Below are 15,563 nucleotides of genomic sequence, written 5' to 3'. Positions count from 1 at the left end.
ATCCCGTTCGGGGGTGGTTGTTGGGGGGGTTTTGGGGTGTCGCCAGGAGGTGGCGGTGGGGGGCGAAACTTCTTGCGCACTTTTGCTGTGTTATCCGGGTTGGCGCTCGCTGAAACCCGCCGTTTTATTTCTTAAGTTATTGATTTTGAATGGCTAATTAATAGCTGGCACAGCCCTTGATATCTCCGTGGCCCCCGGACTGGCATTTACGCCGTTCCGGATGGTTTTTTGAGCACGGAGAGCATCTTTGGCGCCCCCCCTAAATCCGCCCGTTGGTGGCGAGAAACGCGAACCTCAAGTGGCGGTTGTTCCGCTTGATCTGATTCAGGTCGAAGACGTTGGTCTTGGTGCGGCCAATTTCGATGCCTGGCTGCAGGAGATCAGCGGCGGGGTCGTCACGCTTGAGCGAATCAAGACTTTCGCCGGCGGGCTGCCGGTGGTCGGCAACATCATGGCGCTGGTTGATGCGCTGAATGACATTGCACGACTGGCGACCAGTGAGAAGCGCGATCCGCTGGATTGGGTGAGTTTGGGCATCAATCTGATTGGGATGATCCCCATCCCGCCGGGCATGGCGGCAGCGCGAATGACGCTGCGGCCGATGCTGTTTCTGGTGCGTCAGGAGATGCGTCAGGCGGGGAAGATGGTGCTGGGGGATGCGCTGATCGAGATTTTGATCGGGCACCTGAATGCCACGATTGTCGGGACACTTGATGACTTTGTGAGCCAGGCGCAGGGCAAGCTACCCGGGATTCTTGAAGATGCGGGGGCGCTGGGCGAAGGCGTCTTGTTTCAGATTGCCGACGGCCTGGAGAGCCTGGTCGACCCGAAGCTGAACGCTAAGGCTGATTTGCTTGAAGCGGAGCAGCGGGTCCATGCCACTGGGGATCTGTGGGCCTACGATCCAAAGGCTGCGATCGGCAATATCTTCGTTGCGGCTGCGGCGGTTTGTGTTGCTGCCGGCAAGGGCGCGGTGAATGGCGCTGCTGAATACCTTGTGCCTGAAGCGGTTAAAAAAGAGGTGGGCAGGCAGGCCAAGTTATTGCGTGATCTGGCTCCTCAGCTTCGCACCCAAATTACGGGGCTGGCGGATCCCGGAGCTCAGCATTCTATCGCTGCGTTACTGGTTACGTTGGAGGGTGCGGTTGTCAGTTGGCGTGCGCGCAATGGGCATGGTCAATCTTTCAACATCAAGCCGGGAGTTACTAATCAGGCCAAGCGCCGCGGCGGCGAAGGCAAACTTGAGGCTGTTCAGTTCGAGAAACCTGCCAACGCCCTGCCTAACGACCTGAAGGATTGTGCCTGCGCTACTACAATCGGAAGCATCAGTTTTGCAATGGGCTCGGAGTCGGTCAGTCATACCGATTTCAGTTTGCCGGGGCCGTTTCCCATCGAATGGACGCGGACTTATTGCTCAAGTCTGGATGCGTTTGATGAGGATGTTGTTGGCGCACGCTGGATTACGCCGTTTACCACGCGGTTTGATCTCGTCGGCGATGGCTTGGTCTTCCACGACGCCGATGGCCGCAGCCAGGAATTCCCTCTGCCCAAGGTCAAGCTGTTCCACTTCAATGCCATCGAAAATCTGACCGTCGTTCGCCTCAGCAAGGATCGGCTGTTGCTGATGCGGGGGCTTGAGCACAGGGAAACCTATGTTCGGCGGGGCAAACGGTTTGTTCTGATCAACAAGATGCTGCCCAACGGCGCCGGGGTCATGCTGCATCACGAGCATCGACGCGGTGGGGATTCGGTGCTCTCCGAGTTGGTGACTTACTCGAAGAAAGATGTAAACAAAGTCCATCTGCGCCTGGGTACGTTGATTGATGATCAGGGGCGGTTGACGGGTGTTTGGGAAATTCGTGGCGGGGACGTCAAACGCCAACTGTGTGCGTATCAGTACGATGGTCTCGGCGATCTTGTTCTGGCTCAAGACGAGAACGGCGCGGCTTGGCGCTACGAGTATCAGAACCACCTAGTTACCCGCTACACCGACCGCACCAATCGTGGTTTGAATTTGCAGTGGCAGGGATCTGGCCCCGATGCCAAGGCTGTTCGCGAGTGGGCTGACGACGGCAGTTTTGATACTCGGCTGGCGTGGGATGAAAACATCCGTCTGACCTACGTCACGGATGCTTTGGGCCACGAAACCCGGCACTACTACGACAGCCTTGGGTATACCTATCGCATTCGCCAGGCCGATGGGCGTTCGGAGTGGTTCTTCCGTGATGCGGCGAAAAACATCATCCGCCATGTCCACACCGATGGCAGAACGGATCGTTATCGCTACGACAAACTGAGCAACCTCACAGAACACATTCGCGCTGATCACAGCGTGATGAATTACGCATACGACGATAAAAGCCATCTGATCAAGATCAGCGATGGCGAGGGCGGCTTGTGGAAACGGGACTACGACCACCGCGGCAATTTGACTGAGGCGATCGATCCGCTAGAGAACGTTACCGAATACGCCTACAACAAGTTTGGTCTTCCTACAGCGATCAAAGACGCCAACGGCAATACCAAAGCGTTGGCCTACAACGAAGCCGGACAGCTCGTTAAGTACACCGACTGCTCGGGCAAGGTAAGTGCGTGGGAGTACGACGAGCGCGGCCAGATGGTCCGCTTCACCGACCCTGCTGGCCACGCGACTACGTATGAATACAAGTCAGGCCAGTTGGTCCTGATAAAACACCCGGACAAAACCGAAGAACGTTTTAGCCGCGACGCCGAAGGCCGTTTGCTCGCCTACTCCGATGGTCTGGAACGCTGCACGACGTGGCGCTACACCGCTGCGGGCTTCATCGCCGAACGCGTCGACGCCGCAGAACAAACCTTGCGTTATCGATGGGACAAACTCGGCCGCCTCGTCGCGCTGGAAAACGAAAACGAACGCAGCGCGCATTTTCACTACGACCCGGTCGGCAGGCTGTTGGAAGAACGCGGCTTCGACAATCGCTCGACTCGCTATCAGTACGATCCCGAAACCGGGCGTCTTGCCGAGACCATCAACGGGCAGCGCTCCATTGCTTTGACCTTCGACCCCATGGGCCGCCTGACCGAACGCCGCGCCACCCTCGGCGAAAAGTCCCAGAGCGAAACCTTCGCCTACGACGGCAATGGCCATCTGGTCATGGCAACCAACGCCGTGAGTCGCTTGCAATGGTTTCACGACCCGGCTGGCAACCTGCTGCGCGAGCATCAGCATTACTCGAATCTGGATAAACCCATGGTTGCGGTCTGGCAGCACGAGTACGACGCGCTTAACCACCGCGTCGCGACTATCAGACCGGACGGACATCGCGTCAGCTGGCTGACCTACGGCAGCGGTCATTTGCTGGGTATGAAGCTCGACGAGCACGAACTGCTCAGTTACGAGCGTGACGACCTGCATCGCGAAGTCGCCCGCCGCCAAGGCAACCAACTCCTGCAAACCCAAAGCTGGGACCCGGCGGGACGCCTCCAAGAACAACTGCTAGGACGAGCAGACGACAAATCCACGCTCATCAAACGCGCCTACACCTACGACGCCGCCGGCCAACTCACCGACATCAATGACAGCCGCCGCGGGCCGCTCAGCTACCGCTACGATCCCGTCAGCCGGCTAATCAATGCGACTAGTCGCTTGGGTGTGGAAACCTTCGCCTTCGACCCTGCGAGCAACCTGCGCAACGAAACCGCCGCGCCCGTCCGCCGCCCACTCGACCCAGAACCAATTCAAAACAAACTCGTGGACAACCTGCTGCGCGACTACGCCGGCGGCCACTACGAATACGACGAAAGCGGGAACCAGACCGAGCGCTGGACCAACGGCTTGCGCAGCGAACTTCACTGGGATCTCTTCGATCGCCTCGCGCATTTCCGAGATTCGCGCCTGACTGTCGACTTCGGCTACGACCCACTGGGACGTCGCCTCTACAAACTCTCAAAAGCCCACTACCGACCGCGCCCCGAAGCCGGTACCGGCTGGAACGAAAACGAACACGCCCGTAAAGAGCGCGAGCTCGGCTGCGGCTTCACCCTGTATGGCTGGGACGGCGACAACCTGGCGTGGGAAAGCAGTCCTCCGCCATACGCCGGTGCCCTGGGCCGAACCGTCCACTACATTCACGAGCCCGGCACTTTCGTCCCGGTGGCCCAGGCCATCCGCCACGAAACCATCCGTCTCGTAAGCCAGCCTACGTACGAAGGTCGCTACAACTTCAAAGAAGACCCGCTTTGGAACTACAAACCCGTCGCGCTGCCGATTGACGCACTCGCCTGGTACCAATGCGACCACCTCGGCACGCCCCAGGAAATCACCGACCAGACCGGCAACACCGCCTGGAGCGCCCAATACAAAGCGTGGGGAGAGGCAACCGAACAGCGCTCTGAATTCGCCCAACAGACTGGCCTAACCAACCCGATCCGTTTCCAGGGCCAGTACCACGACCACGAAACCGGCCTGCACTACAACCGGCATCGGTACTATGATCCAAGGGTCGGGCGCTTCATCAGCGAAGACCCGATTGGGTATCTGGGTGGACTGAACATCTACCAATACGGGCCCAACTCAATCAGTTGGGTCGATCCGTTAGGCCTGGCAAGTTCGACCGTCGGACTAGGGCGGAAACCAAAATCTGATAAGCCTAATCAAAACTGTAAACGCGCATGCAGAAAAAAATGGGAGGTCAATCGCTTTGATCGCATTTGTGAAGCGAAACTCAACGGCACCTTAGTTAAATATTATCGTGCAACGGGGACAGAGATGTGGTGGTCCGCTGACACTGAAGGTCACGGTGGTACAGCGTGGAAATTGATGGAGCAAGATAGCAACCATTTAATCCATATTCGTGATGTGAATATTTATGGGGACTTCATGAATAAACATAAAGGAAAAACGGGAAAAGTCATGCCTATGAAAGGCATGAAATGTCGGGATGCCAAAGGAATCTGATGATGATCACGAGCGCTGAAGAATTTAAGCGGTACGTAGAGAGCGAAATCGAGGATGAAAACGCGAAGGCGTTTGATCCAGCGCCTGATGAGGTCTGGTTCGACGTACTGCTAAAGTACCCTGAACTAAGCCGAGATGTTGTTTATAATCACACGATCTCGGTGGACGTATTGGAACGGCTATGCCTATGCGACGATATGCACGTGCGCTGGGAAATTGCCATCAAAAGAAGGATAAACCGAGCGATTTTCGAGCAGCTAGCTCGTGATAAAAGCATCATCATCCGGCACAGAATTGCCTGCAATCCCAAAGCGCCAGAAGACATCCTAGTTCAGCTAGCAGGAGATGAAGATCCGATTGTCTCGGCGGCCGCTAGAAAAAGAATAGCCCTTAAAAGCAACCGTGCTTAAGACCAGAGGGGGACAAAAGGGGACGGACCCCTTTAATTCGTAAATTTCAAATCGCTAAAGTGTAAGGATATAAAATGATTAATTCTGCCGAAGAATTTGTAGCGCTGCGCGACAGTGAGATAAAGGCCGAATACGACAGATCCGCCATGGAGGAAGCGCCAATTGCCGTATGGCGGGATGTGATAGAAAAATTTCCCGATCACAGGCGATGGGTTGCGCACAATAAAACCGTGCCGGTGGAGATTCTTGAAATGCTATGTGTGTTCGATGTTAGCACCAGATGGTTCGTGGCACGTAAAAGAAAGCTCTCTGCTGCGTTGTTTGAGCGTCTCTCACAAGATGAGGATTCTGACGTCCGGGTCGCAATATGTACCAATAAAAAGACTCCATTGGAAATCCTTGACCGACTGCGTCAGGATGTGAACGAAGACGTTGCTTGTGTGGCGACGGAAAACTACGAGCGTAGAATTGAAGAGTTGGAGAGCAAACAGGCTAGGACTAGTGGGGACGGCCCCCTTTAGTTCCAGGTGGGTTATGCGAAATACAATCTTGACCCAAAAAAGTAACAATAGTGGACAGTAAATAAAACAGGCCACGGGGAAACGCTTGAAAGTCTAAGATGAATCTAGCGTGTGGCTCGTGAATGCTGATATTTACGGAGGCCATAAGAGCAAGCATAAAAGCGGAGTCAGAAAGAATATAAATTTCAGATTTTTTAAGTGTAAGGTTAAAAATGATTACATCTGCTGAGGAGTTTGTAGCGCTACGGAATAGCTCCATCATAAGTGAATACGATAGAGCTGCAACTGAGGAGGCCCCGATTTCGGTATGGCGCGATGTAATAAAAAAATACCCGAACTCCAGGCGATGGGATTCGCATAATAAAAGTGTCCCATTAGAGATCTTAGAAGAACTATGCCAGTTTGATAGCACCGTCCGGCAGTTCATTGCAGCAAAAAGAAAGCTGTCACCGGCGCTCTTCGAAATTCTATCTTGGGATGAGAGTTATGTTGTACGCATAGCAGTGGCCGCCAACAAAGAAGCACCAATTACAATATTGGAAAGACTACTTAATGATCAAAACAAGCATGTTGCTCGCGCGGCAGAATACAAACTTAAAGAGACAAAAAATAAAAATAAGAATAGAAGCAGGGAGTAATTCCCTTTGAGTTCTTTCGCGTTAAGGCGGACAGCTTACAGTAGCTTATTGGGACGGCCCCCTTGAACTAGCGTGAGGATAAGTAGAAAGGCACTGCCCTTTGAACCGCTAGCTCAACCACCGGGGACAGATTAATTTACGGTCAAGCGTTGTAAATAAATCAGTCCCCTTATGAGTCCCCTTATGCACAGGGAGGACGGCCTAAAGATTTTTGGCGGCGAGCTCTTTAATCTTTGGTCTGAGTAGGAGTGAAAAACGCCCGGCCTTTTAAACCGCTAGTTCAACCGCCGGGGACAGATTAATTTACGGTGAAGCGTTGTAAATAAATCAGTCCCCTTATGCAAGTCCCCTTGTGCACTCTGCTCTGCTCACGGTTGAGGAGCCGGTGCCGCCTTGCCCGTTTGAGGATCAGGATAATTCGGAATTTCCCCCAGCCTGCGCAGCCCGTTGAAGTGCTGCGGATCGTCCAGATAGCGAACCATCACCTCGCGCCAAGTGGGGTCGCCGAAGGTCTGCACGTGAGGCCCGCGCGTGAGTTGCAGCACGCGCGGCGGTGGCGCGGCCTGATACAGGCTGATGCCGTTGTGCAGCGGCACTTGCATGTCGTCCAGACTCTGGAACAGCAGCATGGGCGTGCCCTTGAGTTGCGGCATGCCGTTGATGGCGCTGTCGCCGTCGGGGATCACCCACGATAGCGGCCGTTTGATGGGCCACGTCAGCCACGACGTGCTGAGGGTATAGCGGGCGACCTCACGATAGCTCGCCGGCACCCCATCGAGGACCAGCGCCTTGACCCGCGCGCGCTGCTGCGGATGTTCGGACAGGTAATGCACCGCCAGCGCGCCGCCGATGCTTTGGCCGAGCACCACGAGCGGTTTGCCCTGCACTTCAGGCGCCGCGTTCAGCCAGTCAAACGCCGCGTCGATGTCCTGATAAATGGCCGGCAGACTCGGCTCACCTTCCGACCGACCATAGCCGCGATAATCCACCAGCAGCACTTGATAGCCCTGCTCCGGCAACCACCAGCTCCCCGCCAGATGCCACGCCATGTTGCCGCCGTTGCCATGCAGGTGCAGCACCGTGCCCTTTACCGGTACGCCGGGCTTGGCCGGCAGAAACCACGCGTTGAGTTTGGTGCCGTCGGCCGCTGTAAGGGTGACATCGCGCCAGGCGAGGTGGGCCTTGTCCGGCGTCAGCGGCAAACCGCGTTCCGGGTAGAACAGCAATTCGCTGCAGCCACTGAGGGAAATGACCAGGAGCAAGGTAAGAAGAAGCTTCAAGCGATGTCCTTCAATTCTGGATGGGCGGACGACGGGAAACCTGACAAAGGCGCCGATGTATCAGCGCCCACAGACTCACAGACTCACAGACTCACAGAATATTCGAATAGTCCGCTTCGATCCGGTCCAGGCTCAGATGATTGAGGAAGTTGGAGAAACACATCCACGCCGACAGCGCATTCATGTCACGGAACTGATCGGGCAGGTATTTGGGCGGTACCACCAAGCCTTCGTCCACCAACTGGCGCAGCGTGCGCATGTCTTCCAGCGTGGTCTTGCCGCAGAACAGCAGCGGCACCTGCTCCAGCTTGCCCTTTCTCACGGCCAACTGGATGTAGTTGTAGACCATGATGAAGCCCTTGAGGTAGGACAGATCCTTGGTGAAGGGCAGCCCATTCGGTACCGAGCCCCGGAATACCCGACTGGCGTTGCCGTAGCTTTCGGACATGCCGAAGCCTTGCTCGCGATAGAACTCGAACACCTGCAAAAAGTCGGCGCCCTCCTCGGCCATGTGAATGGCGCGGGTACGATTGGTCAGCTTGCGCAGGCGGCTCGGGTAGGACGCAAAGCCGATGATCTCCATCAGGATCGCCAGGCCTTCCTGGGTCACTGTCGACGAGGGCGGGCCTTTGGACAGGAAGGTGCAGATAGGCTGATTCTGCCCATTGAGCGTGGTGCCGACGTGCACCAGGCCTTCATGGACTTCCAGCGCGCGCACGTCGCGTTCGTTGAACATCGCGTCACTGCGGATCTTGATGTAATCGGCTCCGGCTGCCGCGTCCGCCACGATGCCGTCGGATTCGAACACCCGGATCGTCTCTTCAGCCTCACCGAACGTGCGATTGAGCCGGGTTTGCAGCATGGCGACGGCGTCTTTGGCCGTCAGGATTTTCGGCTCGTCCTTGAGATCGCCGCGGCCGGCAATGTTGTTCAGGTAATCGGAGAGCATCATGCCGAGGTCGGACAGGGTCGGGTCGCCGGCGTGGAAAGCATCGGACGCCGCGCCGTACAGCTCCTGAGAGATCAGGCCGAAGTCGGGGGTGCCGCGTGCTTCGAGCATGCGGATGACCATCCGGTACTCTTTGCACATGCGGCGCATGATCTGCCCGACCGGGTTGAACTGGCCCAGCTGCCGGGTGATGTCACGCTCGATGTTCTGGAACTCCAGCTTCACCGCGCCGGAATCAAAGCCCAGCGGGCGATTCTCGTAGTACGCGCGATCCACCTCCGGCAGGTTTTTGCCTTTGCCGTCGAGGAAGGTCTTGCGGATGTTGTCATCCCACTTCACGGCATCAAGGACGCGGATCGGCGTCTGCGCCACCACGATACGATCGGACAACGTGCGAATAGTCTGCTGGTATTCGTCCACCCGGTACCCCTTATTGAACCGTTTGCGCTATTTGGTCATGCTCTGATATTGAGCTGCCTTGAGAAAGACGTCGGAATTGGCCGGGTCGTCGAGGTAGCCAAAGACCTTGTCCATGGGACTTGAGATCAGCATGCCGTCGCCCTTGACCGTATCGACCCGCTCCCCGTCCAGAAGCTTCTGCTCGACCAACTGCTGAAACCGCTCCAGGTCCAGGTCATAGACCACCAGTTCGTCGGCGCCGTTCTCGTTATCCATCAGGTCGAAACCGGCGATGACGTAATTGCCGCCGTATTTATCAGGCAGCGCGGCGGACACGTACCAGCGACTGCCGTGCCGCGACACGGTGAAGGGGTACTCGTCACGGTTTTTGCGATCGCCTTTGCGGTAGCTGACCGCTTTGTAACGGTCGGGGCCGGCGCGGCTGATTTCCAGTTCGAGCGGCTCGCCCCAGGCATTTTTGCTGCTCCAGGTGCCGAGCAATCTGAGCGGGGCGGTGTTGCTGACCGGAATCGGGTCCTTGAACGTCACCAGGCATCCGCTCAACAACGCGAACGACAGGGCGAGCAATACGCGCCAGCCTTTCATCAGGTTCTCCTTGAGGTATCAGCCAGCCATCGGCTTGGCAGTGCCCAGTACCAGATGCATCTGGCGAGTCAGAATAGCGAGCATTTCTTCGTCTGCGCCGGGGCGGGGCCCGTTGAGCAGCCCCTGATATTCCATCCGGCAGATGAGCCCCGTCAACACTTGGGCATCCAGCTGCGGCTGAACCGAGCCCATGACCTCAAGAAACTGGGCGCTGCCCTGCAACAGAATCTGCTGGTGGGCACTCACCAATGGTGCCAGACGCGGGTTGATCAGCGCTTCGAGGTGGAAGGCGTGCTCGGCAATGAGCTGGTCGCGGCGGGTCAGCAGTTGATGGCGCACGTACTCCATGGTCATTCGTGCGATCTCATCGGCCAGCCGGGCGCGGGCGTCGGCGCTGCCGTCATTGCGTGCGACCATCTCGCGCAGCAGCGCCTCGGTGTTGGTCCACAGCTTGGCCATGTACGCCGCGCTGCGTTCAACGTATTGCGCGAAGGCATCGGTGAGCAGGTCATCGATGTCCTTGAAATAGTAAGTGGTCGCGGAGAGCGGTACTTGCGCTTCGGCAGCGACTGCGCGATGACGCACGGCCCGAACGCCATCACGGATGAGGATGCGCATGGCCGCATCGAGAATCTGTTGCCGACGCTGTTCACTTCCCTGTCGACTCGCCTTGCGGCCCTGGTACTGAACACTCTGTGCGACTGCCGTGGCCAGGCCAGCGGCTCCCTTTTGAGCGATCGTGCGGTTCACAACTGGATTTCCTTTTCATTGAGTAGCAGGCGCGGTGTCTGCAGCAGCGTGGCCTGCGTGACTTTACAGACAAAAAAAAGCCGCCCTGCGCAGGCGGCTTGTTTTGACGCTTAGGCTTGCGGCCGCATGTGCGGGAACAGGATGACGTCTCGTATGGACGGCGAGTTGGTCAGCAGCATGACCAGACGGTCAATGCCGATGCCCTCGCCCGCTGTCGGCGGCATGCCGTATTCCAGCGCCCGGACGAAGTCTGCGTCGTAGTGCATGGCTTCATCATCGCCCGCGTCCTTGTCCGCCACCTGGGCCATGAAGCGCTCGGCCTGGTCTTCCGCGTCGTTCAACTCGGAATAGGCGTTGGCGATTTCACGGCCGCCAATGAACAGCTCGAAGCGGTCGGTGACGTTGGGGTTGTCATCGTTGCGACGGGCCAGAGGCGACACTTCGAACGGGTACTGGGTGATGAAGTGCGGCTGCTCCAGCTTGTGCTCGACCAGCTCTTCGAAAATCATCACCTGCAGCTTGCCCAGACCTTCGAAACCCAGCACCTTGGCGCCGGCTTTCTTGGCGATGGCGCGGGCCTTGTCGATGTCGTTCAGGTCATCGGCGGTCAGCTCGGGGTTGTACTTGAGGATCGAGTCGAACACCGACAGACGCGCAAACGGCTCGCCGAAGTGGAACACCTTGTCGCCGTACGGCACGTCGGTGCTACCGAGCACCAGTTGGGCCAGCTCGCGGAACAGCTCCTCGGTCAGGTCCATGTTGTCTTCGTAGTCCGCGTACGCCTGATAGAACTCAAGCATCGTGAACTCGGGGTTGTGACGGGTCGAGACGCCTTCGTTACGGAAGTTGCGATTGATCTCGAACACCTTCTCGAACCCGCCAACCACCAGACGCTTGAGGTACAGCTCAGGCGCGATACGCAGGAACATTTCCAGGTCCAGCGCGTTGTGGTGCGTCTCGAACGGCTTGGCCGCAGCGCCACCGGGGATGGTCTGCAGCATCGGCGTTTCGACTTCGAGGAAGTCGCGCTGCATCAGGAAGCTGCGGATGTGGGCAATGACTTTCGAGCGAACGCGGAAGGTTTCACGCACGTCATCGTTGACGATCAGGTCGACGTAACGCTGGCGATAACGCTGCTCGGTATCGACCAGGCCATGGTGCTTGTCGGGCAGCGGGCGCAAGGATTTGGTCAGCAGGCGCACGTTGGTCATTTCGACATACAGGTCGCCCTTGCCGGAACGGGCCAGGGTGCCTTCGGCTGCGATGATGTCGCCCATGTCCCAGGTTTTCACCGAGGCCAGGGTTTCTTCCGGCAGGGTCTTGCGGTTGACATAGACCTGGATGCGACCGGTCATGTCCTGAATCACCATGAACGAGCCACGGTTGAGCATGATGCGCCCGGCAACCTTGACCGGAATCGCCGCTTCAGCCAGCTCTTCCTTGGTCTTGTCCGCGTACTGTTTCTGCAGGTCGTTGCAGTAGTTTTCGCGACGGAAGTCGTTCGGGAAGGCATTGCCCTTGGCGCGCTCGGCCGCAAGTTTTTCCTTGCGCAGGGCGATCAGGCTGTTTTCTTCCTGTTGCTGGGCTTGCGGGTCGAGTTGTTGGTCGCTCATGTCTTGATTATCCATCACAGGTTCGTGGCCCTTCGTCTGGCCGGGAAGCGCGACGAAGGATCGCGGGCGGCGACGTCATGATGACGCGCCCGACCCGCAACAGTGGTGTGGCGATTACAGGCCCTGTTTGAGGCTCGCGATCAGGTATTCGTCGATGTCGCCATCGAGCACCTTGTCGCAATCGCTGCGTTCGACGCTGGTGCGCAGGTCTTTGATGCGCGAGGCATCGAGTACGTACGAACGGATCTGGTGACCCCAGCCGATATCCGACTTGGTGTCTTCAAGCGCTTGCGAGGCCGCGTTGCGCTTCTGCACTTCCTGCTCGTACAAGCGCGCCCGCAGCATCTTCATCGCGGTGTCTTTGTTGGCATGCTGGGAACGTTCGTTCTGGCAGCTGACCACGGTGTTGGTCGGCACGTGGGTAATCCGGACCGCCGAGTCAGTGGTGTTGACGTGCTGACCACCGGCGCCCGAGGAGCGATAGGTGTCGATGCGCAGGTCAGACGGGTTGATGTCGATTTCGATGTTGTCATCGATTTCCGGCGAAACGAACACTGCCGAGAACGAGGTGTGACGGCGGTTGCCGGAATCGAACGGGCTCTTGCGGACCAGACGGTGGACGCCGATTTCGGTGCGCAGCCAGCCGAATGCGTACTCGCCCTTGATGTGCACCGTGGCGCCTTTGATACCGGCGACTTCACCGGCCGACAGCTCCATGATGGTCGCGTCGAAGCCGCGCTTGTCGGCCCAGCGCAGGTACATGCGCAACAGGATGTTCGCCCAGTCCTGGGCTTCGGTGCCGCCGGAACCGGCCTGGATGTCCAGGTAGGCGTTGTTCTGGTCCATCTCGCCGCTGAACATGCGACGGAATTCCAGTTTTTCCAGCGCCTCGCGCAGGCGCTCGACTTCAGCGGCAACGTCGTCGACGGCGGCCTGGTCTTCTTCTTCGGCGGACATCAGCAACAGGTCCTTGGCGTCCACCAGGCCGGTGCTCATTTCGTCGAGGGTGTCGACGATCTGCGCCAGCAGCGAACGCTCGCGGCCCAGTTCCTGGGCGTACGACGGGTTGTTCCAGACGTTTGGATCTTCGAGCTCGCGGTTAACTTCGGTCAGACGATCATGTTTGTGATCGTAGTCAAAGATACCCCCGAATGGTTTCGGAGCGCTCGGACAGGTCCTTGATGCTGTTTAGGATCGGGTTGATTTCCATGGTAGGCAGCACTCGCAGGCGATTTTCACAAAGCCGGCGAGTATATCGCAGTCATGGAGGCAGGGCACGCCTGAGCGTCCGGAATGACAGCAATTAGCGCTGCCCCTTATCGGGTAATGGCCGACGGGGCGCAATCGCGAATGGCTATTCGGGGTATAGCGCTGGTGAACCCGCGACGGCAGTCCGTTGCGCGCCATAAATGCCACCTCCATACACCCGTTGTCGATGGCGGGGCGTATCTATAACCATCGGGAACCAGAGCGACGTGGTTCACAAACGAACGCTAAGTATCTGGGAAACCTTTAACGCCGTTATCCATTAATGGCTTAGACCCAATGGCGATAACATCAACATCCAATCAATATTTAAACCCGCTGGAAGCCTCAACCTGAAAGGCTATGATCATCAAAACCAATCTCTCCACAACAACGAGTCACCAAACATGAAAAGTCATTACCCCGCCCCTAGCGTTACAGGCGTCACTGACGGCATTTTGGATTTGGTAGAAACCGATCTACCGATTATCGAAGTTAATTACCCAACCCTCGACAAGGCGCACTCAGTAAGCGTCATGTGGGAAATCTACGGCAAGGAGCAGCATTGGATATACTGCTGCGAGCTTCAACAACAATCACCGGGCGAAGACTCGCACTTCCAAAGGACGCCACGGCATTACTATTCCAACACGCTGTCACGCATGGGCTTGATTAAAGTCTGGTACAGCGTATCCATCGAAAATGGACCATCTGTTGATTCGGAGCCATTGGAATTCGAAGCTACCTCCGCTGGTTCAGGGCCTCCTCCAATTGGAAGCGTCGGGAGCATCGCGGTGCGAGAGACAATAAAACAACACGAAGGCCTGTATCCCACGATTGTTAATGTGGAGGTGAGAACATCCGCTCTCGGTGAGGGGGCCCACATCTTTGCCAAATGGGAAAACATGACAGCTCAGCCAGCAAGAGTAACGTGGAGCAACTCAACCAGCGAACTTTTATGGGAGCTAGCCCCTCTTACTTCAGACTCTCGGCTGGCAGAGTTCCTGCTCCCCATCAGCGAGATTAACAAGTGCGACGGAAGCCACGGCTACTTGACGCTCCATAATTCATTGGGCTCTGCTGCTTACTCGATTCGACTCTGCGTAAATACTAGCTGTGATCCCGGCCCCACCAAACCTTGAAACCCTTCATACCGGTTCAATCAAGAGTGGCTTGCCCACTCTTGATCAATAATAAGTCGTTTACCCCACCGCCACCTGATTGCGACCATTGTGCTTAGCCGCATACAGCCCCTGATCCGCACTTTGAATCAACTGGCGACTGTGGCTGCCCACTTGCGGGACGACAGTGGCCAGACCAATGCTGACCGTCAGGCTGGAGCCTTGGGTCGGGGCGACGTGGGGGATGTTCATGCCGGCGATGGTCTGACGCAGTTTTTCAGCCAGCAAACGCGCGCCGCCCGGGGAGGTGCTGGGCAGTACCAGCGCAAATTCTTCGCCACCGTAACGCGCCGGCAGGTCGGAAGGACGGCTGGAGTTGGCGCGGATGGCTTTGGCGACCTGACGCAATGCCTCGTCACCTTCGAGATGGCCGAAGGCATCGTTGTAAGCCTTGAAGTAGTCGACGTCGATCATCAAGAGCGAGATCTGGGTTTGCTCCCGGGTGGAACGGCGCCATTCCAGTTCCAGGTACTCGTCGAAGTGGCGGCGATTGGACAGGCCGGTCAAACCGTCGGAGTTCATCAGCCGTTGCAGCACCAGGTTGGTGTCCAGCAGCTGTTGCTGACTGACCCGCAACGCACGATAGGCTTCGTCGCGCTGCAGCAGCGTCATGTAGGAGCGCGAGTGGTAGCGAATGCGCGCCACCAGTTCGATGTTGTCCGGCAGTTTGACGAGATAATCGTTGGCGCCAGCGGCAAAGGCGGCGCTTTTGATCAGCGGGTCTTCCTTGGTCGAGAGCACAATGATCGGAATGTCACGGGTCTTCGGATTGGCGCGGTACTCACGCACCAGTGTCAGGCCGTCCAGGCCGGGCATGACCAGGTCCTGAAGAATCACGGTCGGCTTGATGAGGATCGCTTGGGCTATCGCCTGATGCGGGTCTGCGCAGAAATGGAAGTCGATGTTGTCTTCGTGCGCCAGCCCGCGGCGGACAGCCTCGCCGATCATGGCCTGATCGTCGACCAGCAGCACCATCGCAGCGTTTTCATCCGTGGCGTTCAGATCGTCCAGTTGCAAATCATGCATGCGGGGTCT

12 protein-coding genes are annotated in these 15,563 nt (G+C 57.3%); 5 read left to right on the top strand and 7 right to left on the bottom strand.

Annotated elements, in window-relative coordinates:
- The first annotated feature begins 247 nt into the window (after positions 1–247).
- The 4 genes from QWI18_RS11785 to QWI18_RS11770 all read left to right on the top strand — a co-directional run bounded on the left by QWI18_RS11785 (position 248) and on the right by QWI18_RS11770 (position 6,505).
- Complete coding sequence (locus tag QWI18_RS11785) at positions 248–4,936, top strand: RHS repeat-associated core domain-containing protein (protein ID WP_369318886.1); 4,689 nt, start codon at positions 248–250, stop codon at positions 4,934–4,936.
- Between the two features lie 2 nt (positions 4,937–4,938).
- A complete protein-coding gene (locus QWI18_RS11780) occupies positions 4,939–5,346 on the top strand; it encodes a hypothetical protein (protein WP_369318885.1) in 408 nt (135 codons plus the stop codon).
- Between the two features lie 74 nt (positions 5,347–5,420).
- Positions 5,421–5,867 carry a hypothetical protein gene (locus QWI18_RS11775; RefSeq protein WP_192132228.1) on the top strand — a complete coding sequence of 149 codons (447 nt, stop codon included), beginning with the start codon at positions 5,421–5,423 and terminating at the stop codon, positions 5,865–5,867.
- 212 nt (positions 5,868–6,079) lie between these two features.
- Positions 6,080–6,505, top strand: coding sequence for a hypothetical protein (locus QWI18_RS11770; protein ID WP_192132230.1), 426 nt, complete (start codon positions 6,080–6,082; stop codon positions 6,503–6,505).
- Between the two features lie 368 nt (positions 6,506–6,873).
- Here QWI18_RS11770 and QWI18_RS11765 read toward each other — a convergent pair whose 3' ends face one another.
- The 6 genes from QWI18_RS11765 to prfB all read right to left on the bottom strand — a co-directional run bounded on the left by QWI18_RS11765 (position 6,874) and on the right by prfB (position 13,312).
- Positions 6,874–7,785, bottom strand: coding sequence for an alpha/beta hydrolase (locus QWI18_RS11765; protein ID WP_192132232.1), 912 nt, complete (start codon positions 7,783–7,785; stop codon positions 6,874–6,876).
- 91 nt (positions 7,786–7,876) lie between these two features.
- Complete coding sequence (locus QWI18_RS11760) at positions 7,877–9,154, bottom strand: flavohemoglobin expression-modulating QEGLA motif protein (RefSeq protein WP_065989910.1); 1,278 nt, start codon at positions 9,152–9,154, stop codon at positions 7,877–7,879.
- A 27-nt stretch (positions 9,155–9,181) separates the two neighbouring features.
- Entirely contained in the window at positions 9,182–9,739 is a 558-nt protein-coding gene (locus tag QWI18_RS11755; RefSeq protein WP_369318884.1) for a hypothetical protein, read from the bottom strand.
- 18 nt (positions 9,740–9,757) lie between these two features.
- A complete protein-coding gene (locus QWI18_RS11750) occupies positions 9,758–10,489 on the bottom strand; it encodes a TetR/AcrR family transcriptional regulator (RefSeq protein WP_192132235.1) in 732 nt (243 codons plus the stop codon).
- 110 nt (positions 10,490–10,599) lie between these two features.
- Positions 10,600–12,102, bottom strand: coding sequence for a lysine--tRNA ligase (gene lysS, locus QWI18_RS11745; protein ID WP_065990265.1), 1,503 nt, complete (start codon positions 12,100–12,102; stop codon positions 10,600–10,602).
- 114 nt (positions 12,103–12,216) lie between these two features.
- A protein-coding gene (gene prfB / locus QWI18_RS11740; protein WP_108120905.1) for a peptide chain release factor 2 occupies positions 12,217–13,312 on the bottom strand; the annotation gives its coding sequence in 2 pieces (ribosomal slippage) (positions 12,217–13,239 and positions 13,241–13,312; 1,095 coding nt in all).
- 442 nt (positions 13,313–13,754) lie between these two features.
- Between prfB and QWI18_RS11735 the strand changes: the two genes are divergently transcribed.
- Positions 13,755–14,489: a hypothetical protein gene (locus QWI18_RS11735; RefSeq protein ID WP_369318883.1), complete on the top strand. Its 735-nt coding sequence runs from the start codon at positions 13,755–13,757 to the stop codon at positions 14,487–14,489.
- Between the two features lie 60 nt (positions 14,490–14,549).
- Here the strand turns inward: QWI18_RS11735 and QWI18_RS11730 are convergent, their stop codons facing one another.
- A complete protein-coding gene (locus tag QWI18_RS11730; RefSeq protein ID WP_065989920.1) occupies positions 14,550–15,554 on the bottom strand; it encodes a PleD family two-component system response regulator in 1,005 nt (334 codons plus the stop codon).
- Positions 15,555–15,563: the final 9 nt, after the last annotated feature.

This window comes from Pseudomonas sp. W2Oct36 (assembly GCF_041060465.1).
Taxonomy (GTDB): Bacteria; Pseudomonadota; Gammaproteobacteria; order Pseudomonadales; family Pseudomonadaceae; genus Aquipseudomonas; species Aquipseudomonas graminis_B.
This window is presented reverse-complemented; position numbering and strand designations above follow the sequence as displayed.